Origin of the sequence: Streptomyces sp. NPDC020489 (genome assembly GCF_044386545.1) — a bacterium.
In the GTDB taxonomy this organism is placed as follows: Bacteria; Actinomycetota; Actinomycetes; order Streptomycetales; family Streptomycetaceae; genus Streptomyces.
The window spans coordinates 320,189-344,542 of sequence record NZ_JBIRUZ010000007.1 but is presented as its reverse complement, the minus strand read 5'-3'; the positions used below and the strand labels follow the sequence as shown (position 1 = coordinate 344,542).

Sequence of the window (24,354 nt, the reverse complement as noted above, 5' to 3'; positions counted from 1 at the left end):
TCACCACCCCTGGGTCATCACATGGCGCGATCCGCATTCCTATGATGGGCCCACGACACCGCGGGCCGCTGCGACCAGGCAGTCCGAAGCGGTGCAGATGCGGCGTGATGGTGGAGGGGTCTGATGACTCAGGGGGCCGGTCAGGGACCCGAGGCGGAGCGGACGGCGACGTTGCGCGACTTCCGGGTACCCGCGTACGTCCACGAGACCGGTCCGTACGGCCACAGCGCGCACCCCGGTGACGTCGTGCCGCCGCACGAGGCGGACTTCCCCGACGGGTACACGCCCACCGAGCGCGACCTGCCGATCGTCAACCGCGGTGACACGCTTCAGGTGACCGTGGACCCCTCGGCCGTCCCGCAGCCGGCCTCCGGCCCCGGGCCGGGCGCGCTGTTCGTCGTCGGTGACGTGCACGGCTATCTCGACGAGCTGGTGGCGGCCCTCCAGGAGAAGGGCCTCATCGACGCCGCGGGCAACTGGTGCGCGGGGACCGCCCGGCTGTGGTTCCTCGGTGACTTCACCGACCGCGGGCCGGACGGCATCGGCGTCATCGACCTCGTGATGCGGCTGTCCGCGGAGGCGGCCGCGGCCGGCGGCTACTGCAAGGCCCTCATGGGCAACCACGAGCTGCTGCTGCTCGGCGCCAAGCGGTTCGGCGACACCCCCGTCAACTCCGGCGCGGGCACCGCCACCTTCCAGGCGGCCTGGCTGCTCAACGGCGGGCAGAAGACCGACATGGACCGTCTCCAGGACCACCACCTGCAGTGGATGGCCCGCCTGGACGCCATCGAGTCGGTCGACGGCCATCTGCTCGTGCACTCCGACACCACCGCCTACCTCGACTACGGCGACTCGATCGAGGCGGTCAACGACACCGTCCGCGAGACGATCACACGCAACGACGCGGACGAGGTCTGGGACCTGTTCCGGAAGTTCACCAAGCGCTTCTCCTTCCGCGACGAGGGCGGCGCCGACCATGTGCGCTCCCTGCTCGACACGTACGGCGGCACCCGGATCGTTCACGGGCACAGCCCGATCCCCTATCTGCTGGGTGAGGTCGGCTCCGAGGACGGCGAGGACTCCTCGGGCCCCCACGTCGAAGGACCGCACGTCTACGCCGAAGGGCTGGCCATCGCCATGGACGGCGGTGTGACCATGGCCGGAAAACTGCTGGTCCAGCAACTTCCCCTGGATATCTGAACCTCCACCGGGCAGACGATCCCCCGTCCCGGACCAAGCAGGAACGGCGCAGGCCAGGGCCCAATTTCTGGAAACCCCCTGTCGACGTGTGCCGTCGCCGCTCTACCATCGGCTTATCCGTAGCAGGCTCCCCTCCGTTTCTGCCCGACGGCTCACAGTCATGCGAGCCCCAAGCCCTACGGAGCATCGGGGGATGCACATGAACAGCGTTCCGCAGCACCTGCTGAGCGAGGACCGCCAGGATTACGAGCGGATCCTCGATGAGGCGCTGCGCTCCGCACCACACCGCCCGGAACTGGCCGCTGTGGGACAGCGGCTCAATCCCGAACAGCTGCGCACCATGGCGCTGAACGCCACCGCGATCATCACGGCGGCAGCGGCGACCGAGTACCAGCACTACGTCAAGGTGCGCGAGGAACTGCGCCGGCCGGCGCCGTCCACCCCGACGTCCGTGCGCGAGACCGGCTCCCCGGAGTCGGGCTCGGGCGCGGTGGGACTCGCCGCCACCATGGGAGAGGTCGCCGAGACTGCCGGCGCGGGCGCCGTCGCCGTCGTCGCGGTCCTGGCTCCCGTCCTCGCCGGCACCGCCGCGGCGATCTTCCTGCTGGTGGGCTACATCCTGAAGATGCTCGACCCCCAGCCGGCGTTCGCCCAGACCATGCTGACCACCGGTTGGGTGTTCGGCGCGGTGACCGCGATCGCCATCCTGGTCGCCGCGGTCGGCCTGCTGCTCACCGCCCTGCGCAACCGGCCCTCGCTCGACACCGGGCCGTACGGCGAGCTGAGTGGGGAGGTGTCCCGGGCCAGGGAAGCCTGGTGCGAGGCCCTGTTGGAGCGGGGTGTGCTGCCGTTCCTGCGCGACGCGCTCGCCGATCCTGGTACGGCGGCCGCCCTGCACCGCCCGGCGCCGCCCGCACCGACCAGCCGCATGCCGCAGCTCGGCTACGACCGCCCCGGCTTCACCAGTCCGGACGACGGCCCCGCCAGCCCCCGGCCCAGCTTCACGAGCCCGGACTACACCAGCCCGGACTTCGGCGGCCCGGAGCACCAGCCGGAGTGACCCCCGGCTTGCGCGCCTCCGTCGGCGAGTTCCGCCGGGCGAGGGGCGCAAGCCGGCCGTCCGGCTCGGGACGCCGAGCACTCCTACGACGTGCGCATCCGCGGCGGGGCGTCCGACGCCCCGTGCGCCGGATCCGCGGCTCGGCCCAGCCGCGGATCCGATCAGCGGGAGCCGGCGGTCAATCGGCGAGGGGCAGATAGACCCGGTTCCCCGCCGCCGCGAACTCCTTCGACTTCTGGGCCATGCCCTCCTCGATCTCCTCCTGACTGCCGCCGTGCCGACGACGGATGTCCTGGGAGATCTTCATGGAGCAGAACTTCGGCCCGCACATCGAGCAGAAGTGGGCTGTCTTGGCCGGTTCGGCGGGCAGGGTCTCGTCGTGGAACTCGCGGGCCGTGTCGGGGTCGAGGGCCAGGTTGAACTGGTCCTCCCAGCGGAACTCGAAGCGGGCGTCCGACAGCGCGTCGTCCCACTCCTGTGCGCCGGGGTGCCCCTTGGCGAGGTCCGCCGCATGGGCCGCGATCTTGTAGGTGATCACGCCGGTCTTCACGTCGTCACGGTTGGGCAGGCCCAGGTGCTCCTTGGGCGTGACGTAGCAGAGCATCGCCGTGCCCCACCACGCGATCATCGCGGCGCCGATGCCCGAGGTGATGTGGTCGTACGCCGGGGCGACATCCGTGGTCAGCGGGCCGAGGGTGTAGAACGGCGCCTCCTCGCAGATCTCCTGCTGGAGGTCGATGTTCTCCTTGATCTTGTGCATCGGGACGTGCCCCGGGCCTTCGATCATGGTCTGTACGTTGAAGCTCTTGGCGATCGTGTTGAGCTCGCCCAACGTGCGCAGCTCCGCGAACTGCGCCTCGTCGTTGGCGTCCGCGATCGAACCGGGCCGCAGGCCGTCGCCGAGCGAGTACGTGACGTCGTAGGCGGCGAGGATCTCGCAGAGTTCCTCGAAGTTCTCGTACAGGAACGACTCCTTGTGGTGGGCCAGGCACCAGGCGGCCATGATCGAGCCGCCGCGCGAGACGATGCCGGTCTTGCGGTTCGCCGTCAGTGGGACGTACGGCAGCCGGACGCCCGCGTGGACCGTCATGTAGTCCACGCCCTGCTCGGCCTGCTCGATGACCGTGTCCTTGTAGATCTCCCAGGTCAGCTCCTCGGCGCGGCCGTCGACCTTCTCCAGCGCCTGGTAGAGCGGCACCGTGCCGATGGGCACGGGGGAGTTGCGCAGCACCCATTCGCGGGTGGTGTGGATGTTGCGCCCCGTGGACAGGTCCATCACGGTGTCGGCGCCCCAGCGGGTCGCCCAGGTCATCTTCTCGACCTCCTCCTCGATGGAGGAGGTGACCGCCGAGTTGCCGATGTTGGCGTTGACCTTCACCAGGAACCGCTTGCCGATGATCATCGGCTCGATCTCCGGGTGGTTGACGTTGGCCGGGAGCACCGCGCGGCCGGCCGCGATCTCCTCCCGGACGACCTCGGGGGACACGTTCTCCCGGAGAGCCACGTACTCCATCTCCGGCGTGACCTCGCCGCGGCGGGCGTAGGCAAGCTGCGTGACCGCCACGCCGTCGCGGCCGCGACGCGGCAGCCGGGGGCGCCCCGGGAAGACCGCGTCGAGGTTGCGCAGATTGCCGCCGCGCGGCGAGGTGTGCTTGATGCCGTCGTCCTCGGGGCGGACAGGACGGCCCGCGTACTCCTTGGTGTCACCCCGGGCGATGATCCAGTTCTCCCGCAACGGCGCCAGGCCACGGCGGACGTCGGTATCGACCAGGGGATCGGTGTACGGGCCCGATGTGTCGTACAGCGTGACCGACTGCCCGTTGGTGAGATGCACCTGACGGACCGGCACCCGCAGGTCGGGGCGCGAGCCCTCGACATACGCCTTGTGCCAGCCGATGGACTTCCCGCCTTCTGCTGACGTTTCACCCTGAATGAGCGCTTCGTCCTGGCTGGAGGCAGGCGTGCGTGCGTCCTCGATGGTCATGAGACCTACTCCCTACGCCGGCATTACCCGGTAACAGGTTCGGCGGTCGACGCAGCGGCTTCCGTCTGCCGACGTTTCGTGTGGAACGTCACTCGCTGGTGACGATGTTCCACGTGAAACATCGCTGGGACGGAGGTCAGCGCCCTCTCAGCCCGGTGCTCCGAGCTCCCGCGTGTACAAAGGTGCCCCCACGCTAGCGTCAATTCGGGCGCGGTGAACAGAGGGCCCCTGTCGTTCTTGCGATGATCGGTCGGTGACCACGACACCTCAGCCCCCGTACCCACCCGAGCCCCCGCGCAGGCCCGGCCCCGGAAGCGGGCCGGGCAACGGCCCGAGACCGGGGGGCCGGCCGGAGCCGGGGTACGGCCGTGGGCCGGGGGGTGGCCAAGGAGCCGGGGGTGGCCAGGCGCCTGGGGGCGGCCAAGGACCTGGGTACGACCAGGCGCCTGGGTTCGGTCCTGCCGGGTACGGCTCCGGCGCCGGGTACGGCTCCGGTTCCGGTTCCGGTTCTGACGACTGGCACGGGCACGACGCCGGTGGTGGGCGTGAGCATGGGCATGGGCATGGGCACGATCGGGGAGACGGGCACGGCGGCCCGGGGCATGGGCAGAGGGGTGGCCCGGGTTTCGGCGGTGGCTCGGGTTCCGGTGACGGCTCAGGTTCCGGCGGCGGCTCGGGTGGCGGCGGCCGGGGCGGTGACGGTGGCGATGGCGGCCGGGGCGGCGACGGTATCGGCCGGGGCGGTGGCGGGCACGGTCACTCCCACAGCCACAGTCACGGACCCGCGGCCCCCGTCTCCCAGCATCTGCGCAAGGTCATCGCGGCCGTCCTCATCCCGTTCGGTGTCGCCGTGATCGTCGGGCTCGCCGTGCTGTGGCCGGGGGGTGCGCCGGGACACGAGCGCACCGGCGTCGGCTTCGACCGGCAGACCCAACAGGCCACGGTCACCAAGGTCGTGAGCGTGAGCTGCAAGTCGGTGAACGCCTCTGGCGAGACCCCGACCGGCGACACCTCCACCGCCGAGGGGTCCTCCGCCCAGCAGCAGGCTGAGGGCGACTGCAAGAAGGCGACGATCCGGGTCGACACCGGCAAGGACAAGGGCCGTACGTTCACCGAGATCGTGCAGCCGGACCAGTCGCGGCAGTTGCGTCAGGGCCAGGAAGTCGTGGTCGCGTACGAGCCCTCCGCGCCCAAGGACCTCCAGTACTCGGTCACCGACGTCAACCGCAGGCTCCCCATGGGGCTGCTCGCCGGTATCTTCGCGCTCGCCGTCGTGGTCGTCGGGCGGTTGCGAGGTCTCATGGCGCTGGTCGCGCTGGCGATCAGCTTCCTGATCCTGAACTTCTTCATCCTGCCCGCGATCCTGCAAGGCTCGAACCCGCTGGTCGTGGCCGTGGTCGGGGCGAGCGCCATCATGCTCATCGCCCTGTACCTGTGCCACGGACTGTCCGCGCGAACATCCGTGGCGGTGCTGGGCACACTCATCTCACTGCTGCTGATCGGCATTCTCGGCTCGCTCTTCATCGGCTGGGCCGCGCTCACCGGCAACACGGACGACAACACCGGTCTGATCCATGGCCTGTACCCGTCGATCGACATGAGCGGCCTCCTGCTCGCCGGCGTCATCATCGGATCGCTCGGTGTCCTCGACGACGTGACGGTCACTCAGACGTCGGCGGTCTGGGAGCTGCACGAGGCCAACCCGTCGATGGGCTGGCGAGGTCTGTACCGCGCAGGCATCCGTATCGGCCGCGACCACATCGCATCCGTCGTCAACACGCTCGTCCTCGCCTACGCGGGCGCCGCGCTACCGCTGCTGCTGCTGTTCTCCATCGCACAGAGCAGCGTCGGGACGGTCGCCAACAGCGAGCTGGTCGCGGAGGAGATCGTGCGCACCTTGGTCGGCTCGATCGGCCTGGTCGCATCGGTGCCGGTCACGACCGCCCTCGCGGCGCTGGTGGTCTCGGCCGACCGGTCAGGGTCCGGGTCGGGTTCCGCTCCGGGCGCCCCGACCGCCCCCGCGGGTGGCGACCTGAGTGCGGCGGGAGTCCGGCCGGGCTCGTCGGGCACCCAGCCGATCCCGGTGGTGCGAGGCGGACGGGGCCGACGGCGCAAGCGCTGACCGGACTGACCGGACTGCCGTGCGGGGGGCACCGTAGGGCCGCCGTGCCAGCCGCCGGGAAGAGCACCCCGAAGGAGCCTCCTCGAAGCAGCAACCATGGCGCGGCCCTGGGCGACTTCAAGGCACGGCCGGCCGCGCCGGAGGGGGCCCGCTCCGACCGCGCCGGAGGGGCCCCGCCCCCGGCCGAGGCAGACCCAGGCCCCGCCGAAGGAGAAGCGTTCCTGCGCGAGCCCCACGCCCGCGCTGAAGCGTTACGCCCCCTCCGTGCCGTAACGCTTCAGCCGGCGCTCTGCTCCTCCGCCAGGATCCGGTCCAGCGCCTCCTCGAGGTGCGCGTCGAAGTCCGCGAGCGCACCCTCCTGGCCGAGCGGCACCAGCTTGTCGGTGCGGTCGAGGAAGGCGATGAGGGGCGCCGCCGAGGAGCGGAACAGGGCCTGGTCGGCGCCTACCTGAAGACGGATCAGGACCTCACCCAGCGTGTCCACCTCGGCCGGCGCGATGCGCACGTCACCGTCGCCGCACGGGCGCCCCACGCCGTCGATCATCAGCTCACGCCCGAACGCCCAGGTCACCGGCGCGTCTCCGGGCAGATGGAAGGTGAGCCGCACGGCGTAGGGATCGTGGGTCTCGTAACCCAGCTCCACCGGGATGCGAAAGGAGAGCTCCTCGGAGACGAGAAAACTCATCATGACCTCTGCCTGTACGGACTCACCCATCGTCTACCCCGTCATCTGCCGCTGGCCGGGAATGATCCCTCTGACTGTGGTCGAAGTTTGCTTAACGTACACGAGAGATCACAAGGAGTGAGTTTTCAGATACTGATAGAGATCGCCAACGACCCCAGGAGCCGCCCCACCTCGCTCTGTAGCTGACGGGCGGCCTCGGGCAGCCGGTCGGCCTGATGGACGGGCAGGGAGATGGCCATCGTCGCGGCGGTGGTGCCCACGGTGAGGGGAATCGCCGCACACACCGTCCCGAGCGCGTACTCCTGCCGCTCGAAGACCGGCTCCATGCGCGGCGTCCGGTCCAGGCGCCGCAGCAGCGTGTGGTCGTCCCGCACGGTGTACGGGGTGATGGCCTGCACGGGGTAGCGCTCCAGGTGGTCGCGCCGGGCCTGCTCGTCCAGCTGGGACAGCAGGCACTGTCCGATGGCGTGCGCGTGCGCGGTCTCACGGAAGTCGGCCCATTCCTCGACCGCCGGGTTGCCGGGGGTGTCGGAGACGCACATGACCTCGATCTCGCCGTCCCGGTAGAGCGCGTAGTACACGGGCACGCCGAGGGCGTCGCGCCAGTGGGCCAGTGTCTCGGCGACCGTGCTGCGACGTTTCTGCCGGGCTCCGCTGCTGCCGAGCCGCTCCGCCGCCTCACCGAGGAAGAACAGCCCCTTCTCCCGGCGCAGATAGCCCTCGTGGACCAGGGTGCGCAGCAGGTGGTAGGCCGTGGGCAGGGCGAGGCCGGTCTCGCGGGCCAGCTGTTTGGCCGGGGCGCCGTGTTCGTGGCCGGCGACGGACTCCAGCAGGCGCATGGCGCGCTGCACGGACCCGATGAGGGTCGTAGGGTGCGGTGCCTCTGGCGCGTCGGTCCGCGTCGGCGACGGAGGCGTCTCCGGGCGGGGCCGACTCGCGCGTACAGGCTGCTCCGGGGGCCGGGGGCGGGAAGTCGATGACGGGGCGGGAGCCCGGGCCGGGCCGGGTGCCGTGAGGGATGTTGTGGGTGCCGTGAGGGGTTGTGCGGGTGCGGTGTCAACCGTGGCCAAGGGTCACTCCCGAAGCGCGAGGGGGCCGCCCGCGCGGGGGGACACGGGAGGGGTGTGCGCCGCTCACGGGGGATCGTCCCCGCGTCGAATTCCGGACTTTAACCGTCCGTCACCGCTCGCACTCAGCCTGTGCCGAAAACTTCCCCCGCCCGAGGGAACCGGTGATTCCTGTTACCGATCGCCGGTCCCGCGGCGTCGGACGCCGGGACGTCGGACGCCGGGCGTGGGGGCGTGGGGAGGTCGGGACGTCATACGGCGACACGCTCGTGGGTGTCACCGCACCCCGCCGGACACCCCACCCGTCCCCCACCCGTCACCAGTCGCTGCGCGACGACGAGCTCGACATGAACTTCCGCACCACGTAGATCAGTCCGCCGACCAGGGCCACGAAGACCAGCAGCTTGAAGAGCAGGCCGATGACGAAGCCGACGACGCTGGCTATCAGCCCGCCGAACACGACCAGGGCGATGACCGGCACCGCGATCCACTTCACCCACCAGGGCAGTCCCGCGAAGATCTCTCCCATTGCTCTCGTCCTTACCTCTCCGCCCGTCGCTCGTGCCGGGTCCGGTCGAAGACCCGGGCTCGTGATGCCGGATCCCTCTGTTGTCCTGCACTCGATGCTAGGTCCGGGAGGTACCCCGGCGGGGGCCTCGCACCCCTTGTCCTCCCCTGACTGATCCCCTAGGGAATCCCGGGGTGGCGGCTCAGCTCTCGGGCGGAGAGAACACCACGAGGACCCGCAGATCCTCGCTGATGTGGTGGAACTTGTGGGCGACCCCGGCCGGGACATAGACCACGCTGCCGCGCGCGACCTCGGTGGTCTCCATGCCCACGGTGATCGCCGCGCGGCCGCTCACCACGAAGTAGACCTCGTCCTGATTGTGCGGCTTCTGTGGATCATGCTCGCCGGCGTCCAGCGCGTACAGGCCGACCGACATGTTCCGTTCCCGCAGAAACTGCAGGTAGGCGCCCTCGTTCGCGGCGCGCTCCGCCTCCAGTTCGTCCAGCCGGAATGCCTTCATCGCCCTCGTCCGCCTCTGTCGCACTGCTCGTAACCGATCTCGTCTGCCACGATCAGACACATGAAGAATTTCGTAGTCAAGACGATCGCCAACGCGGGCGCCCTGGCGGTCGCCGTCTGGCTGCTGGACAAGATCACCCTGACCGGTGACAGCACGGGCAAGAAGATCGCCACCCTGATCCTCGTCGCGCTGATCTTCGGAGTGGTGAACTTCCTGGTCAAGCCGGTCGTACAGCTCTTCAGCCTTCCGCTGCTGATCCTGACGCTCGGCCTGTTCACCCTGGTCGTGAACGCGCTGATGCTGCTGCTGACCTCGTGGCTGGCCGACAAGGTCGACCTGAGTTTCCACGTCGACGGCTTCTGGACCGCTGTCCTCGGCGGCCTGATCATCTCGATCGTGTCCTGGGCGCTCAACGTCGTTCTGCCCGACGGTGACTGAGCTCTCCATGACATATCGGGTCTGCTTCGTGTGCACCGGCAACATCTGCCGTTCACCGATGGCCGAGTCCGTCTTCCGCGCGCGCGTCGCGGAGGCCGGGCTCGGTGACCGGGTCGAGGTCGACAGCGCCGGCACGGGCGGCTGGCACGAGGGCGACGGCGCCGACCCGCGCACGGTGTCCGTCCTCGAGGAGCACGGTTACGACAGCGCCCACACGGCCCGCCAGTTCCAGCCGTCGTGGTTCGAGCGCCTCGACCTGGTCATCGCCCTGGACCACGGTCATCTCAAGGCCCTGCGCCGCCTCGCCCCCACCGAGGAGGACGCCGCGAAGGTGCGGCTGCTGCGCTCCTACGACCCGTCCGCGAGCGCGGACCTCGACGTCCCGGACCCGTACTACGGGGGCATGGACGGCTTCGAGGAGTGCCTTGAGATGGTGGAGGCGGCGAGCGAGGGCCTGCTCGCCGCGGTACGCGAGGACGTGGAAGGACGAGGACGGGTGGCATGAGCGATTCGACGGAGAACACCGGCGACGACACGCGCGCGGTAGCGCCGGGGAACACCGACGACGGCACACGCGCGGGAGCGACGGAGCACGCCGGCGACGGCACGCGCGCGGTGCGGGCTGGACTGCCCGAGCCGGTCAGGAACGAACCCACGCTGCCCGGCCCGGTGTTCGCCGCGCACTTCCATCTGCCGGGCGAGGTCAGCGGTCCGTACACCTACGGCCGGGACGAGAACCCGACCTGGACGCTCCTGGAGAGCGCCATCGGCGAACTGGAGGCACCCGGACAGGACAGCGTGCAGACGCTCGTCTTCGCCTCGGGCATGGCCGCCATCTCCTCCGTCCTCTTCTCGCAGCTGCGCGCCGGGGACGCGGTCGTGCTGCCCGCCGACGGCTACCAGGTGCTGCCCCTGGTGCGCGCGCAGCTGGAGGCGTACGGCATCGAGGTGCGGACCGCCCCCACCGGCGGTGACGCGCAGCTGGAGGTCCTGGACGGCGCGAAGCTGCTGTGGATCGAGACGCCCTCGAACCCGGGGCTCGACGTGTGCGACATCCGGCGGCTCGTCGAGGCGGCACACGCGCGTGGCGCCCTCGTCGCGGTCGACAACACCCTCGCGACCCCGCTCGGGCAGCGGCCTCTGGAGCTCGGCGCCGACTTCTCCGTGGCGAGCGGGACCAAGCAGCTCACGGGGCACGGAGACGTCCTGCTGGGGTACGTCGTCGGCCGTGAGGGCGAGGCGATGACGGCCGTACGACGCTGGCGGAAGATCGTCGGAGCGATCCCGGGTCCCATGGAGGCCTGGCTCGCGCACCGTTCGATCGCGACGCTCCAGCTGCGGGTGGACCGGCAGAACGCGACCGCGCTTCGGCTCGCCGAGGCCTTGAAGGCGCGCCCGGAGATCTCCGAACTGCGCTATCCAGGGCTGCCCGACGACCCCTCGCACAAGGTCGCCTCGCAGCAGATGCGGCGTTACGGGTGCGTGGTCTCCTTCACGCTGCCCACGCGCGCGCGTGCCGACCGTTTCCTCGACGCGCTGCGGCTCGTGGACGACGCGACGAGCTTCGGCGGGGTGCGTTCCACGGCCGAGCGGCGGGGGCGCTGGGGCGGGGACGACGTGCCGGACGGCTTCATCCGCTTCTCCGTCGGCGCCGAGGACCCCGAGGACCTGGTGGCGGACGTGCTGCGCGCGCTGGACGAGTCCGCGCACTGACCGCCGCGCCGCCAGGCGATCATCGCCTGGCGATCCCTGTCCGTCGATCGATGTCCGCCGGACGCTGTGCGTCGATCACTGTCCGGCTACGACAGTGAACGGTCCGAGCCTCCCCCCTCGTGGCTCGGACCGTCCTCGGTTCCGCGCGCGAAGAACCGCGCCAACAAGGCTAGTTGACTCTGTGTCAGTGTCCAATCACAGTAGCGACAGCCGCCTATCGACATATTTATAGTTGGGCGGGTTCGGGGCCGGGGCAGGGCGACGAAGGGGAGGGCCTGGTATGGATCTGGCCTTGCTGCGGACCTTCGTGACCGTGCACCGGGCCGGCTCCTTCACTCGCGCCGCCGCGCTCCTCGGCCTCTCGCAGCCGGCCGTGACCTCGCAGATCCGCACGCTGGAGCGGCAGTTGGGGCGCCCGCTCTTTCTACGGCAGGCCCGCGGGGTGACCCCGACCAGCATCGGCGACGAACTCGCCCACAAGGCCGCGCCGCACCTCGACGCCCTGGTCGAGATCACCGAGACCGGCCTGGCCGACGAGTCCTCCCTGCGCACCCTCCATCTCGCCGGGCCACCCGAGTTCACCGCCGAGCGAGCCCTGCCTGCCCTCACGGAGCTGACCGGCGAGGACGGTCAGGGGTTCGCACTGCGCGCCTCCTTCGGGAATGCCGAGGAGACCCTGGAAGGTCTGGCCGCCGGGCACCACGATCTGGCCATCACGACGGCCCGTCCGCGCGGTGCTCTGCTCACGGCGACTGCGCTCTGCGACGAAGTGCACGTCCTGGTCGCCGCCCCGCACTGGACGAAACGGATCGACACCGGGACCCTGCGACGCACCGGCGCCCCCGCCCTCAAGGGCCTTCCGGTGATCGAGGTGCACGAGTCACTGCCGTTCGTCTCCCGCTACTGGGCCTCGGTCTTCGATTGCCGTCCGGCCATGCCGGGCACGGTCATCGTTCCCGATCTGCGCGCGGCGCTCGCCTGCGCGGTGGCGGGTGCCGGGCTCGCGGTGCTGCCCAGCTACCTGTGCGCGCCCGCCCTGGAGCGTGGTGACGTCGTGGCCCTGCACCATCCGGCGGTACCACCCCTGCGCACGTACTTCCTGGTGGTCCGGACGGGCACCCTGGCGATGCCACATGTCGCACGCGCTCACGAATGGCTGCTGCAGGCCGCTGCGGACTGGTGCTGACCTGCGGCTTTCTTCGTATCACCCGGTGAACTCGGCTGATCACGATGCGCGATGTTTCACGTGGAACCAACGGGGCCACATTTCACCCATGACCGTCCGACCCGTGGTCAAGCGCACCGCCCGCGCCGTCCTTCTGGACGGCGACGACCTGATCCTGATCAAGCGCAGCAAACCTGGTCTGGATCCCTACTGGATCACGCCCGGTGGCGGGGTCGAACCGGAGGACCCGACCGTGGTCCACGCTCTGCACCGCGAGGTGTACGAGGAGCTCGGCGCCAAGATCACCGACGTGGTGCCCTGCTTCGTCGACACCGTGGAGCACATCGGCGAGGACGGGGGCGCGACGGGAGTGAAGGTCCAGCACTTTTTCGTCTGCCACATGGAGTCCATGGACACCTCGCTGCGGCACGGCCCTGAAGTCGACGAACCCGTCGGGGAGTACGAGATCGTGCGGGTGCCGTTCACTCGTGTCGGGATCGCCTCCGTCCACCTCGTACCGCTGTCGCTGCGGCACTATCTGGACGGGAACATCGAGGGCGTTCGCGCCATGCACGCGCCTGACCTGGGCTGAGGCCTCGACTGAGCCTTGGGGCGGACCGAGCTGAGCCGGGGACGGCGTCCTTGGCCGGGCTGGGGGCGGTGGCCTTCGCCAAGTCTTGGCCGGGCCGAGGTCAGTCCCCGACGACGGCGAGTTCCTCGACCGAGTCATGGCGTATGCGCTCCGACGGGATACCGATGTCCCTCAGGGCGTCCACGCCGCTGCGGATCATTCCGGGCGGGCCCGAGAGGAAGGCGTCGACCTCGTTCCAGGGCCCGTACCTGCGGATGGCCTCGGGAAGCTGAACGCGGGCCTGCTGGTCGATGACCGCGCGGACAGAGAGCCACGGGTGCGACTGCTGGAGCCTGAGCAGCGTGTCGATGTCGTACAGGTCGTGGTCGGTGCGGGCGCCGTAGAAGACCTCGACCTGCCGTCGCTCTCCGCGTTCGGCGACATCCTCGACCAGGGCCTTGATGGGCGCTATGCCGGTGCCGCCGCCCAGGCAGAGCAGTCCGCTGTCGGTGGTGTGGTCCACGGTCATGGAACCGGTGGGCGGGCCGAGCCGGAGGATGTCACCGGGCCGGGCGCGGTGCACCAGGGCGTTGGAGACCCAGCCCGCCGGGACGGCCTTCACGTGGAACGACAGCAGGCCGTCCGAGCGCGGCGCCGAGGCGAAGGAGTAGTGCCGCCAGATCCGCGGCCACCAGGGCGTCTCCAGGCTGGTGTACTGGCCTGCGAGGAAGGGGTAGGGCTGGTCCGGCCGTACGGTGACGACAGCGACGTCCGGTGTCCTCAGGTCGTGCGAGACGACCTCCGCGTACCACCAGGCCGGGGCGCGCAGTTCGTCGACGGCCGCCGCGTCGATCATCACCTGCGAGATCGTCGTGTACGCCCGGACCCAGGCGGCCTCCAGCTCCGGGTCCCAGATCCGCTCGGCGTACTTGCTGAGGGCACCGATGAGGCACTCACCCACGGCCGGGTAGTGCTCGGGGCGGGTGCCGTACTTGCGGTGGCCGCGGCCGAGGTTCTGGAGGTAGTCGACGAGCACGGGGGTGTTGTCGATGTGCTCGGCCGCGGTGAGCAGCGCCCTGAGCAGCCGGTCCCGCTGGGTGTCCATGGCGGCCGGGAAGAGCGAGCGCAGGCCGGGGTGGCGGACGAAGAGCAGCGCGTAGAAGTACGAGGTGACCTTGTCGGCCACGGGGGCGATCTCCGCCATGGTCCGGCGGATGAGGACCGCGTCCGGTGAGGCTTGCTGGACCCGCGCCGGGGTGGAGCGCTGCGAAGACGCGCGGTGCTCGGGCAGGGGAAGGCGCGCCGGAGCGGGTCGGGGTACGTCGTGGGAGGCGGATGCCGGTGTCAGCGGCGTCGGTTCGCCCTGGGCGGGCGGTGCGATGTCCAGTGGTGCCGACGCGCTCGTCCTGGACCCCGGTGCGTCGGTGTCGAAGCCCGATGCGCTCGTGTCGGAAGCCGGCATGTCCGTGTCGGAGCCCGGTGCAGCCGCGTCGGCAGCCGATGAATCCGTGCCGAAGCCCGATGTGGTCCTGCCGACCGGACGCAGTGCCGCGAGGCGGCTTCCCTCGGTGGTCTCCTGTCCGTTGCCGGGTGCCGACGCCGGCTGCTTGTGTGGCGTGAACCAGCCGTCCCCGCCGCCGCAAGTGCCGTTGTCGGCCGACGTGGTGGTCGGAGCGTCCATGATGTGCCTCGCCTCGAACATCTTTCGGTCGGTCTGCGCACTTCCTCGGTCGGAATGTGCCTGCTTTCCCCCGCAGACGGTTCGCTTTCCCCGTTCGTGCTCATGGCCGATGCGGCCCGCAATCACCCCGTATTTCGCGCTCCACACGGACAGGCAAGGCGAGAGTGATGACATGGGCCGCAGACCCTCACCGCAGCATCCCATCGCGCGGGAGCGCACTGGCCGCATAACCGAGAACGCGGGTCTTTGATCTCCGCATCCCGTTACGCTGTTCTGCCTTGTTGTCGGTCTGGACACCGCGCTGTACGGGGATGTGCGCATCTCGCCGAACAAGTGCCGAAGTCGACCCTACCGATCGTCGTGCCGCCCACGCGTCCCTCTCGTGCACCCATGAAAGGAGCGAGAGGCGAACCGTCGATCGCCCCGATCACCGGGCGTGGCGCACCAATTCATAGGCGGCCCACAGATCTCTGCCCGTGTAGGCATGGGTCGCGAGAGCAGACAGATGACTGTCCGCATTGACCGCCACGGAGAGGGAGACAACGCCGAAGAGGTCCTTGTCCGAGGACGAGTCCCCATAAGCGACACAGTCGGCACGAGTCACTCCGAACTCCGCGCAGAGCCGGTCGGCGATCAGGACCTTGGCCGCGGCACTGAGAATTCCGGACGGGTCGACGGGCTCGGTGAACGGCACAGCGGGGAAACGTGATCCGTGGGCCGCGTGCGCACCCCACGTGGTCAGCCGCTCGACGAAGAAGGACGGCGAGAGCGACACGACGGCGCAGTAGTCACCGTCTTCCCGGATCGCCTCCCAGACGTCACGAATGCGGGCCAGCCAGGGAGCACCCTCGAAAGCAGCGGCCACATGAGCCTCGGTGAGCTCCGCCCACAGTTCGCGTACCCGCAGCGCATACTCGGGCGGGTCTATCAGCCCCGCCGCGATCGCCTGGTCGAGCGCCACTGCCTCAGCTTCCAGCCCTAGTTGCCGAGAGATCTCCACGGGCGAGGAAGTGCCGTACAGCAACGTGCCGTCGAGATCGAAGAGATGAAGTCTGGCCATGGTGCCGAGGCTAACCGGGCCGGCTTTCAGCACGTCACTCGAGGACGCCGCACTCTCTGGACGGGGCCCCGATTCGGGTCATCCGTTGCCATCCGCTCGCCCATGTTTCACGTGAAACATGAACGCGTTGTCGGGACGCTGTACGGGCGGCGTCGGCGTGGCCAAAACCTCGTACGTCTCATCGGAAACAGGTGGACGCCGAGGGCACCCGTCAGACAGCCTGACCTGCGTGTCGACACCTTCCCTCGCCGATCTGCCCATCCGCCGACTGACCCGGCGCGATCTCACCGCCTGCGCCGACTTGTCCGAAGACCGGGGGTGGCCGCGCGAGGAGCACAAGTGGGGCTTCCTCCTCACAGCCGGAAAGGGATACGGCATCGACGACCCCGCCGGAGGCCTTGTCACCGCCTGCGCCGTCACGGAGTACGGCCCCCACGACCGCCCCGATCTGGGAGCGATCGGCATGGTCCTGGTCGCCGAGCGGCACGCACGCCAGGGCATCGGCCGCCGACTGATGCGTCACGTGCTCGCGGCGATGGGCACCACCCCGCTGACGCTGCACGCGACGCCGAACGGACGCCCGCTGTACGAGGAACTCGGCTTCAAGGTCACCGGGCGGGCGGAAATGGTCCGGGGCCGTCTCAGGGACGGTGGTTACCGGCCCACGGTCGCCACCCGCGCGGCCACCGCCGAGGACCTCACCGCCATCCTCCGCCTCGACGAGGAGGTCTTCGGCTCCGACCGCACCCACATCGTCACGCGCCTGCCCGCCTTCGCCGACCAGCTGCGGGTCGCCGAGGAGAACGGCCGGATCATCGGGTACGCGGGTGCGTGGCCCAATCAGGACACGCACGTCGTGGGTCCACTGGTCGCCCGGGACACCGAGACGGCGAAGGCGCTCATCGCCTCCCTCGCCGCCCACACCGACCGCTCCCTGCGTACCGACATCGACGTGCGGCACGAAGAGCTGCTGACGTGGGTGAAGGACCGGGGACTGGAGTCCGTCGCCTTCAACTCGGTCATGACCTACGGCATTTCGGATCTGCCTGGCGACTGGAGCCGACGGTTCGCGCCGGTGACGGTCGCAGCGGGGTGAGGAACGTCGCAGCGGAGGAGAGGACCGCGGCGGGGATGGTGCGTCCAGGGGAGAGTGCCTCGATGGTGACGACCGGCCGAGGCTCGCCCGCATGGTGACGGCGGCGGGCTGAGAAACGCCCGCACGGCGATGCCGGGTCCTTTCGGATCCCGGCATCGCCGTCGTGCCGCGTGTGGTTCAGTGAGGGACGGTGGCTTTCCGCTCAGCGGGTACGGCACCCGTGATGACCTGGCTGGCCACCTGGTCGCGACGCTCAAGAGCGGCGGAGACAAGGGCCAGCCCCAGAGCGGCTGCGGCGAGAGCGGCCCCCACCCAGTTGGGGGCGGTGTAGCCGAAGCCGGCGCCGATGACGAGGCCGCCGAGCCAGGCGGACAGCGCGTTGCCCAGGTTGAACGCGCCGATGTTCACGGCCGACGCGAGGGTGGGGGCGCCATGCGCCTGGTCGAGGACGCGCTTCTGCAGCGGCGGGACCGTGGCGAAGCCGAGGGCACCGATGAGCACGATCGTGACGGCCGCGAGGACCTTGTGGTGCGCGGTGAGCGTGAAAAGCGCGAGGACGACCGCCAGGGCGCCCAGGGACACGTACAGCAGGGGCATCAGGGCGCGGTCCGCGTACCTGCCACCGACGAGGTTGCCGCCGACCATGCCGAGGCCGAACAGGACGAGCAGCCAGGTGACGGAGCCGTCGGCGAACCCGGCGACGTGCGTCATCATCGGCGCGATGTAGGTGATGGCCGCGAAGACGCCGCCGAAGCCGAGGACGGTCATCGCCATCGCGAGCAGGACCTGGGTGTTCTTGAAGGCGGCCAGTTCATGGCGCAGACGCACGCCCTCCGGCCTGGGCAGGTCGGGGACGAGCTTGGCGATGCCGATCAGCCCTACGACGCCCAGCGCGGCGACGACGGTGAAGGTGACCCTCCAGCCGACGCTCTGCCCCACGAGTGTGCCGAGCGGGACGCCCACCACGTTCGCGACGGTGAGACCGGTGAACATGGTCGCGATGGCTCCGGCCTTCCGTTCCGGGACGACCAACTCGGCCGCGACGACCGACCCGATACCGAAGAAGGCGCCGTGCGCGAGTGAGGCCACCACCCGGCCGATCAGCATGACGCTGAAGGCGGGGGCCAGGGCGGACACCAGGTTGCCCGCGATGAACAGGCCCATGAGGACCATCAGCATCCGCTTGCGGGAGACCTTGGTGCCGAGCGCCGTCATCAGCGGGGCACCGAACACGACGCCGAGCGCATAGCCCGTCACCAGGAAGCCGGCCGTGGGAATGGAGACCCCGAAGTCGTCGGCGACCTCGGGCAGCAAGCCCATGATCACAAACTCGGTGGTCCCGATTCCGAAGGCCCCGATCGCGAGGGCGAGGAGCGCGAGAGGCATGGGGTCTGCACCCTTCCAGTAATTGCACGAGCGCTTTACAACCCCAGACAATACTTGCAGACGCCTGATATTTGCAAGCGACGACTATTGCGGAGGTGCTCTATCCTGGTCTCAGCCGCTCCGGGACGAAGGAAGCACCGATGACAGCGACGGACCCCGCACTCACCGCCCTCGCCCAGGGCTGGTGCGCCCTCTCCCTGCTCCACGGGAGGATCGAGGCCCACATCGAGCGGGCCCTCCAGGCGCAGCACGACCTCAGCGTCCGCGAGTACTCCCTGCTCGACGTACTCAGCCGACAGCACGACGGGGAGGGCGGGCATCTGCAGATGAAGCAGGTCGCCGACGCCGTCGTCCTGAGCCAGAGCGCCACCACCCGACTGGTCACCCGGCTCGAGGACCGAGGCCTGCTCACCCGCTACCTCTGCCCGACCGACCGTCGGGGCATCTACACCAACGTCACAGAGGCCGGCCTCAGGCTCCTCGACGAGGCACGGCCGACGAACGACTCGGCCCTGCGTGAGGCCCTTGACGCAGCGGCCCAGAACCCCGAACTGGCCCCTCTGGTCCGGGCCGTGGAGTCGCTGAAGGTGCCCGCATAGGCTGCGGCCATGGGAGATCTTGAAATACGGCCCGCTGTCCCTGCCGATGTCGCCGCGATCGTCGCCATGCTCGCCGACGACCCCCTCGGCGCCCAGCGCGAGTCACCGGACGACCTCGCCCCCTACCTGGCGGCGCTGGAGCGGCTCGCCGCCGACCCCCACCAGCACCTGGTGGTCGCCGTCCGCGAGGGCCGGGTGGTCGGCACACTCCAGCTGACGATCATTCCCGGGCTCTCCCGCCGCGGTTCGACCCGGTCGATCATCGAGGGCGTCCGCATTCATGCCGACGAGCGCGGCAGCGGCCTGGGGACGCAGCTCATCGAGTGGGCGATCGACGAATCCCGGCGCCAGGACTGCCAGTTGGTGCAGCTGACCTCCGACGCCACCCGCACCGACGCGCACCGCTTCTACGAGCGGCTGGGGTTCGAGGCCTCACACGTGGGCTTCAAGATGGCGCTCTGACCTCGGGAGCCCTACGCCGGACAGGCTCGGCCGGGCCGCTCTGCACGGCTGCGACGTGCATGCCTTCGACGCCGGGGCCCTCTGCAGCAGCCACAGCGGTCGCCAGCGGGAGCGGGTGGCCGCGATCAGGCCGATCGCCACCAGGGCAGCTGGGCCGCTCGGGCCCCCTGACGGGGCCATCGGGCTCTCTGCCAGACGGGCCGCTCGGTTCACCCGGGCACCGAGGGGCCTGTTTCACGTGAAACAGGCCCCCACGCCTCACCCCATCCCGCGCCACCCCTCCGGGTCCACCCCACCCGGCACAGGCGCCCCCTCGTCGTACGGCTGACGCGTGAAAACGAACGAGCCGAGGTCCAGGTGGCTCACGCTGCCGTCAGGCCGCCGTACGGCCCTCAGCGGCTCTCCGGCGAAGTAGCCCTCCAGTCCCGTCCACGTGCCGTCCCCGTTCGCCCGGAACCGCGAACCACGGCCGGCGCCACTCAAGGGGGCCAGGGAGACACCGCCCTCGGTCGTCAACCGCAGAGCGAACGCGTGTGTCCCCCAGTACCACTGACCCGCCAACTCCAGCACAGCCGAGTCGACTTCGGGCAACGGACGCCACGGCTCGGGCATCCGCGGCTCGGCCTCAGCGACGATCCGGACGAGATCGGCGCCCACGGAGCCGAGGAGCGGCCCGGAGGTGCAGTTGGCCAGCACCACCGCGGCGACGTCGTCCGCCACGCTGATGGTGAGGTTCGCCAGGAAGCCCGGCAGGGACCCCGAGTGCCCGACCAGCAGCCGACCGTCCCGGCTCTGCACCTGCATCCCGAGCCCGTAGGCCGTGCCGTCCAGGACATCCGCCGCCTCGGCAGGCGCAGCGGGCGTCCGCATCTCCCGCACCGTCTCCGGACGCAGCACCCGATCGTCGCCCCTGGCCAGGAATGCGGCGAAGTTCGCCAGGTCGTCGGTGGTGGACCAGAGTTGGCCGGCCGGGGCCATCCGCCCGAGGTCCTCGGTAGGTTCCGGAAGCATCACGTCGGCCCAGGGGTGCACCGCCCAGCCGCCCGCGTGCGGCGCCCGTGGCTGGGTGCTCGTGCGGTCCAGGCCGAGGGGTTCGAGCACCTCGCGCCGCAGTACGTCCTCCCACGGGGCTCCGCGCAGCTTCTCCACCAGCGCGCCGAGCAGGGTGTAGCCGGGGTTGGAGTAGTGGAAGCGGCGGCCGATCGGATGCAGGAAGGGCTGCTGACCGAGCACATCGGTCAGTTCGGGACGCAGGGAGCCCGGACTGCGCTCCCACCACGGCCCCGGTGACTCGGCCGCCAACCCGGCTGTGTGGGCGAGCAGTTCGGCGATGGTGGCCTCCCCCGCGCCGGTGCCCGGCAGATGCTTCTCCAGGGCGTCACCGAGGTCGAGCAATCCCTCGTCGCGCAGCCGCAGTACGAGCACGGCGGTGAAGGTCTTGGTGATCGAGCCGATCCGGTACTGCACGTTCTCGTCCGGCCCGTGCCCGTCCACCGAGGTCCGCGAGCCGTGCCACACCGCTCTTCCGTCCCGTACGACCGCCGCGACCAGCGACGGCGCGCGCCCCTCGGACTGGGCCACGGCGATACGGTGCAGCAACGCCCGGCGCGTGCCCGGGAGCAGCTCCTCCTGAGATGTCGTCATGGACCCAGTCCACCCCGCGGCACGCCCGGACGTCGAACTCAGGAGGCCGCCGCGGCCGGCCGGCTCAGGTCTGCGCCATGTCCACGAAGCGCGAGTAGTGGCCCTGGAAGGCGACCGTGATCGTCGCCGTCGGGCCGTTACGGTGCTTGCCCACGATGATGTCCGCCTCGCCCGCGCGCGGTGACTCCTTCTCGTAGGCGTCCTCACGGTGCAGCAGGATGACCATGTCCGCGTCCTGCTCGATGGAGCCGGACTCACGCAGGTCGGACACCTGCGGCTTCTTGTCCGTGCGCTGCTCCGGGCCACGGTTGAGCTGGGAGAGCGCGATGACCGGGACCTCCAGCTCCTTGGCGAGGAGCTTGAGGTTACGGGACATGTCCGAGACCTCCTGCTGACGGCTCTCGGAGCGCTTGCCGGACTGCATCAGCTGGAGATAGTCGATGATCACGAGCTTGATGTCGTTGCGCTGCTTCAGCCGACGGCACTTGGCGCGGATCTCCATCATCGACAGGTTCGGGGAGTCGTCGATGTAGAGCGGCGCGGCCGAGACTTCGGGCATACGGCGCGCCAGACGGGTCCAGTCGTCGTCCGTCATGGTCCCGGAGCGCATGTGGTGCAGGGCCACGCGCGCCTCGGCGGACAGCAGACGCATCGCGATCTCGTTGCGCCCCATTTCGAGGGAGAAGATGACGCTCGGCAGGTTGTTCTTGATCGACGCGGCCCGGGCGAAGTCCAGCGCGAGCGTGGACTTACCCATGGCGGGACGGGCCGCGATGACGATCATCTGCCCCGGGTGGAGCCCGTTGGTGAGGGAGTCGAGGTCGGTGAAGCCCGTGGGCACGCCGGTCATCTCGCCGGTGCGGGAGCCGATCGCCTCGATCTCGTCGAGCGCGCCCTCCATGATGTCGCCGAGAGGGAGGTAGTCCTCGCTGGTGCGCTGCTCGGTGACCGCGTAGATCTCGGCCTGGGCGCGGTTGACGATCTCGTCGACGTCGTCGTCGGCCGCGTATCCCATCTGGGTGATGCGGGTGCCGGCCTCGACGAGTCGGCGCAGGACCGCGCGCTCGTGCACGATCTCCGCGTAGTACTCGGCGTTCGCTGCCGTGGGCACCGTCTGGACGAGGGTGTGCAGATACGATGCTCCGCCGACCTTGTTGATCTCGCCGCGCTTGGTGAGTTCGGCCGCGATGGTGATCGGGTCGGCCGGCTCGCCCTTGGCGTAGACATCGAGGATCGCCTGGAAGATGGTCTCGTGCGCCGGCTTGTAGAAGTCGTGGCCCTTGATGACCTCCACGACGTCGGCGATCGCGTCCTTGGACAGCAGCATGCCGCCGAGCACGGACTGCTCGGCGTCGAGATCCTGCGGCGGCACGCGCTCGAAGGACGTGCCCCCGCCGTCCCATTCGCCGTTCTCCCGGCCGCGGTCGTGCTGCTCGTCTCGGCCCCGGCCACCGTCGCCGCGGCGACGCGAGGCGGGCAGGCGATCACTGGGACCGCTGTCGGCCCACGGATCGTCCAAGGGCTCGGAAATGCTCACCGAGCCACCTCCTCCCGTCCGCCGAGCGGACCTCGCCGTGCCCTCTGTTCTACGGCACGGCACTGACAAATAAGAGGCCCAACTCCGGTTCGGGCGCGTCGGTTTTGTGATGGTTTCCAGGCCGACGGACGGAGCGGGCGCCGGACCACGGTAGGCCCCTCGGCACCGTCAGCCAATCTGGTTATCCACAGGCCATGTGGACGACGGCCCAGATGCTGTGGAGAACTCCGCGAAACCTGTGCACGACACGGTGGACAGGCCTGTGAACAAGCTCGCGCCTCTCCCACCGGAACCACCCTGACCTGCGAACTTCCCGTCCACCGGCTGTGCAGAAGAAAAACTTTCCCAGTCGGACCAAGATCACATCGATCGACACGCGCACACACGCGCCGCAAGACTGCAAGTAAGGGTCACAAGTCAATTGCGTCGCTTACCTGTGGACGATTAGATTGGTGCTCATGACACACGCTCCCGCGACCCCGCGCGCCCTACGGCGACAGCACGACCGCGAGATCGTCGCCCTGGCCGTTCCGGCCTTCGGCGCGCTCGTCGCCGAGCCTCTCTTCGTCATGGCCGACAGCGCAATCGTGGGCCACCTCGGCACAGCGCAACTCGCGGGCCTGGGAGTCGCCTCAGCCCTCCTCATGACCGGCGTCAGCATCTTCGTCTTCCTCGCGTACGCCACCACCGCGGCCGTAGCCCGACGTGTCGGCGCCGACGATCTCCCGGCCGCCATCCGCCAGGGTATGGACGGTATCTGGCTGGCGCTCCTGCTCGGTGCCACTGTCGTCGCCATCGTCCTGCCCACCGCACCGGCCCTGGTCGAACTGTTCGGCGCCTCCGACACCGCCGCCCCCTACGCGATCACCTATCTGCGCATCTCGTCCCTGGGCATCCCGGCCATGCTCGTCGTCCTCGCCGCGACCGGAGTCCTCCGCGGCCTCCAGGACACCAGGACCCCTCTGTATGTAGCCGTGGGCGGCTTCGTCGCCAACGCCGCCCTCAACGTCGGCCTCGTCTACGGCGCCGACCTCGGCATCGCCGGCTCTGCCTGGGGCACGGTCATCGCCCAGTGCGGGATGGCCGCCGTCTACCTTGTCGTGGTCGTCCGCGGAGCCATCGCCCACGGTGCCTCGCTGCGCCCCGATGCCGCAGGTATCCGGGCCTCGGCACAAGCCGGCGTCCCGCTGCTCGTCCGTACGCTCTCCCTCCGGGCCATCCTCATGATCGCCACGGCTGTGGCAGCCCGCCTCGGCGACGCCGACATCGCGGCCCACCAGATCATCCTGTCCCTGTGGAGCCTGCTCGCCTTCGCCCTGGATGCCATCGCCATCGCGGGACAGGCCATCATCGGGCGCTATCTCGGTGCGGGCGACGCCCAAGGCGCCCGCGAGGCCTGCCGTCGCATGGTGCAGTGGGGGATCGCGGTCGGCGTGCTGCTCGGTATCGCGGTCGTACTGGCCCGGCCTGTCTTCCTTCCGCTGTTCACCAGCGACTCCGTGGTGAAGGGAGCAGCACTGCCCGCCCTGCTCGTGGTGGCGCTCGCCCAACCGATCTGCGGGATCGTCTTCGTACTGGACGGTGTCCTCATGGGCGCGGGCGATGGACCGTACCTCGCCTGGGCCATGGTGCTGACCCTGGCGGTCTTCGCCCCGGTGGCTCTGCTCATCCCCGCCCTCGGCGGAGGTCTCACCGCGGTCTGGGCAGCGATGACGCTGATGATGGCGGTACGGCTGCTGACGCTGTGGCTCCGTTCCCGGTCAGGCCGCTGGATCGTGACCGGCGCGACCCGCTGACCGTTTCACGTGAAACACCAGTCCTGCCACGTTTCACGTGAAACACCAGGGCCCGCCACG

General features: G+C 69.7%; 22 protein-coding genes and 1 riboswitch. Of the genes, 12 read left to right on the top strand and 10 right to left on the bottom strand.

The window, feature by feature from the left end; all coding sequences use genetic code 11:
• Positions 1–123 precede the first annotated feature (123 nt).
• Both ACH41F_RS21295 and ACH41F_RS21290 read left to right on the top strand, forming a co-directional pair.
• Positions 124–1,200 (top strand): metallophosphoesterase, encoded by a 1,077-nt coding sequence (locus ACH41F_RS21295; RefSeq protein WP_391233514.1) that lies wholly within the window; start codon positions 124–126, stop codon positions 1,198–1,200.
• Between the two features lie 193 nt (positions 1,201–1,393).
• Positions 1,394–2,260: a hypothetical protein gene (locus ACH41F_RS21290; protein WP_391233513.1), complete on the top strand. Its 867-nt coding sequence runs from the start codon at positions 1,394–1,396 to the stop codon at positions 2,258–2,260.
• A gap of 178 nt (positions 2,261–2,438) precedes the next feature.
• Here ACH41F_RS21290 and thiC read toward each other — a convergent pair whose 3' ends face one another.
• Positions 2,439–4,244 (bottom strand): phosphomethylpyrimidine synthase ThiC, encoded by a 1,806-nt coding sequence (thiC, locus tag ACH41F_RS21285; protein ID WP_398836939.1) that lies wholly within the window; start codon positions 4,242–4,244, stop codon positions 2,439–2,441.
• Positions 4,237–4,426: riboswitch (TPP riboswitch) on the bottom strand. It overlaps the preceding gene by 8 nt.
• A 71-nt stretch (positions 4,427–4,497) precedes the next feature.
• On the opposite strand from thiC, the gene ACH41F_RS21280 reads away from it, so the two are divergent.
• Positions 4,498–6,366 carry a YibE/F family protein gene (locus tag ACH41F_RS21280; RefSeq protein ID WP_398836937.1) on the top strand — a complete coding sequence of 623 codons (1,869 nt, stop codon included), beginning with the start codon at positions 4,498–4,500 and terminating at the stop codon, positions 6,364–6,366.
• A gap of 277 nt (positions 6,367–6,643) precedes the next feature.
• Here the strand turns inward: ACH41F_RS21280 and ACH41F_RS21275 are convergent, their stop codons facing one another.
• From ACH41F_RS21275 to ACH41F_RS21260, 4 genes are all read right to left on the bottom strand, one after another.
• A complete protein-coding gene (locus ACH41F_RS21275) occupies positions 6,644–7,081 on the bottom strand; it encodes an SsgA family sporulation/cell division regulator (RefSeq protein ID WP_391233510.1) in 438 nt (145 codons plus the stop codon).
• Positions 7,082–7,176: 95 nt separating this feature from the next.
• Positions 7,177–7,911 (bottom strand): IclR family transcriptional regulator C-terminal domain-containing protein, encoded by a 735-nt coding sequence (locus tag ACH41F_RS21270; protein ID WP_391233664.1) that lies wholly within the window; start codon positions 7,909–7,911, stop codon positions 7,177–7,179.
• 523 nt (positions 7,912–8,434) lie between these two features.
• A complete protein-coding gene (locus ACH41F_RS21265; protein ID WP_190071059.1) occupies positions 8,435–8,647 on the bottom strand; it encodes a DUF5326 family protein in 213 nt (70 codons plus the stop codon).
• 181 nt (positions 8,648–8,828) lie between these two features.
• Complete coding sequence (locus tag ACH41F_RS21260; protein ID WP_391233509.1) at positions 8,829–9,146, bottom strand: cupin domain-containing protein; 318 nt, start codon at positions 9,144–9,146, stop codon at positions 8,829–8,831.
• Between the two features lie 60 nt (positions 9,147–9,206).
• On the opposite strand from ACH41F_RS21260, the gene ACH41F_RS21255 reads away from it, so the two are divergent.
• The 5 genes from ACH41F_RS21255 (at position 9,207) to ACH41F_RS21235 (ending at position 13,054) form a co-directional block, all read left to right on the top strand.
• Positions 9,207–9,584: a phage holin family protein gene (locus tag ACH41F_RS21255; protein WP_391233508.1), complete on the top strand. Its 378-nt coding sequence runs from the start codon at positions 9,207–9,209 to the stop codon at positions 9,582–9,584.
• A gap of 7 nt (positions 9,585–9,591) precedes the next feature.
• Entirely contained in the window at positions 9,592–10,089 is a 498-nt protein-coding gene (locus tag ACH41F_RS21250; protein WP_391233507.1) for a low molecular weight protein-tyrosine-phosphatase, read from the top strand.
• Positions 10,086–11,297, top strand: coding sequence for a cystathionine gamma-lyase (locus ACH41F_RS21245; RefSeq protein ID WP_398836934.1), 1,212 nt, complete (start codon positions 10,086–10,088; stop codon positions 11,295–11,297). The genes ACH41F_RS21250 and ACH41F_RS21245 overlap by 4 nt, the downstream gene beginning before the upstream one ends.
• Before the next feature lie 280 nt (positions 11,298–11,577).
• Entirely contained in the window at positions 11,578–12,483 is a 906-nt protein-coding gene (locus ACH41F_RS21240) for a LysR family transcriptional regulator (RefSeq protein ID WP_398836933.1), read from the top strand.
• Between the two features lie 88 nt (positions 12,484–12,571).
• The gene (locus ACH41F_RS21235) at positions 12,572–13,054 is read left to right on the top strand and encodes an NUDIX domain-containing protein (protein ID WP_391233504.1); all 483 of its coding nucleotides are present in this window, start codon (positions 12,572–12,574) and stop codon (positions 13,052–13,054) included.
• 100 nt (positions 13,055–13,154) lie between these two features.
• Here ACH41F_RS21235 and ACH41F_RS21230 read toward each other — a convergent pair whose 3' ends face one another.
• Both ACH41F_RS21230 and ACH41F_RS21225 read right to left on the bottom strand, forming a co-directional pair.
• Positions 13,155–14,714: a globin domain-containing protein gene (locus ACH41F_RS21230; RefSeq protein WP_398836931.1), complete on the bottom strand. Its 1,560-nt coding sequence runs from the start codon at positions 14,712–14,714 to the stop codon at positions 13,155–13,157.
• 427 nt (positions 14,715–15,141) lie between these two features.
• Positions 15,142–15,774, bottom strand: coding sequence for an HAD-IB family phosphatase (locus ACH41F_RS21225; protein ID WP_391233502.1), 633 nt, complete (start codon positions 15,772–15,774; stop codon positions 15,142–15,144).
• Positions 15,775–16,003: 229 nt separating this feature from the next.
• On the opposite strand from ACH41F_RS21225, the gene ACH41F_RS21220 reads away from it, so the two are divergent.
• Entirely contained in the window at positions 16,004–16,870 is an 867-nt protein-coding gene (locus tag ACH41F_RS21220; RefSeq protein WP_398836930.1) for a GNAT family N-acetyltransferase, read from the top strand.
• Positions 16,871–17,047: 177 nt separating this feature from the next.
• Here ACH41F_RS21220 and ACH41F_RS21215 read toward each other — a convergent pair whose 3' ends face one another.
• Complete coding sequence (locus ACH41F_RS21215; protein WP_398836928.1) at positions 17,048–18,256, bottom strand: MFS transporter; 1,209 nt, start codon at positions 18,254–18,256, stop codon at positions 17,048–17,050.
• Between the two features lie 140 nt (positions 18,257–18,396).
• On the opposite strand from ACH41F_RS21215, the gene ACH41F_RS21210 reads away from it, so the two are divergent.
• Both ACH41F_RS21210 and ACH41F_RS21205 read left to right on the top strand, forming a co-directional pair.
• On the top strand, positions 18,397–18,855 hold the full coding sequence (locus tag ACH41F_RS21210) for a MarR family transcriptional regulator (protein WP_391233499.1): 459 nt from the start codon (positions 18,397–18,399) through the stop codon (positions 18,853–18,855).
• Between the two features lie 9 nt (positions 18,856–18,864).
• Positions 18,865–19,317: a GNAT family N-acetyltransferase gene (locus ACH41F_RS21205; protein WP_398836926.1), complete on the top strand. Its 453-nt coding sequence runs from the start codon at positions 18,865–18,867 to the stop codon at positions 19,315–19,317.
• 258 nt (positions 19,318–19,575) lie between these two features.
• Here the strand turns inward: ACH41F_RS21205 and ACH41F_RS21200 are convergent, their stop codons facing one another.
• A complete protein-coding gene (locus ACH41F_RS21200) occupies positions 19,576–20,961 on the bottom strand; it encodes a serine hydrolase domain-containing protein (protein WP_398836924.1) in 1,386 nt (461 codons plus the stop codon).
• Between the two features lie 64 nt (positions 20,962–21,025).
• Positions 21,026–22,498 (bottom strand): replicative DNA helicase, encoded by a 1,473-nt coding sequence (dnaB, locus tag ACH41F_RS21195; RefSeq protein ID WP_398836922.1) that lies wholly within the window; start codon positions 22,496–22,498, stop codon positions 21,026–21,028.
• Between the two features lie 458 nt (positions 22,499–22,956).
• Between dnaB and ACH41F_RS21190 the strand changes: the two genes are divergently transcribed.
• A complete protein-coding gene (locus tag ACH41F_RS21190) occupies positions 22,957–24,294 on the top strand; it encodes an MATE family efflux transporter (RefSeq protein WP_398836920.1) in 1,338 nt (445 codons plus the stop codon).
• Positions 24,295–24,354 lie beyond the last annotated feature (60 nt).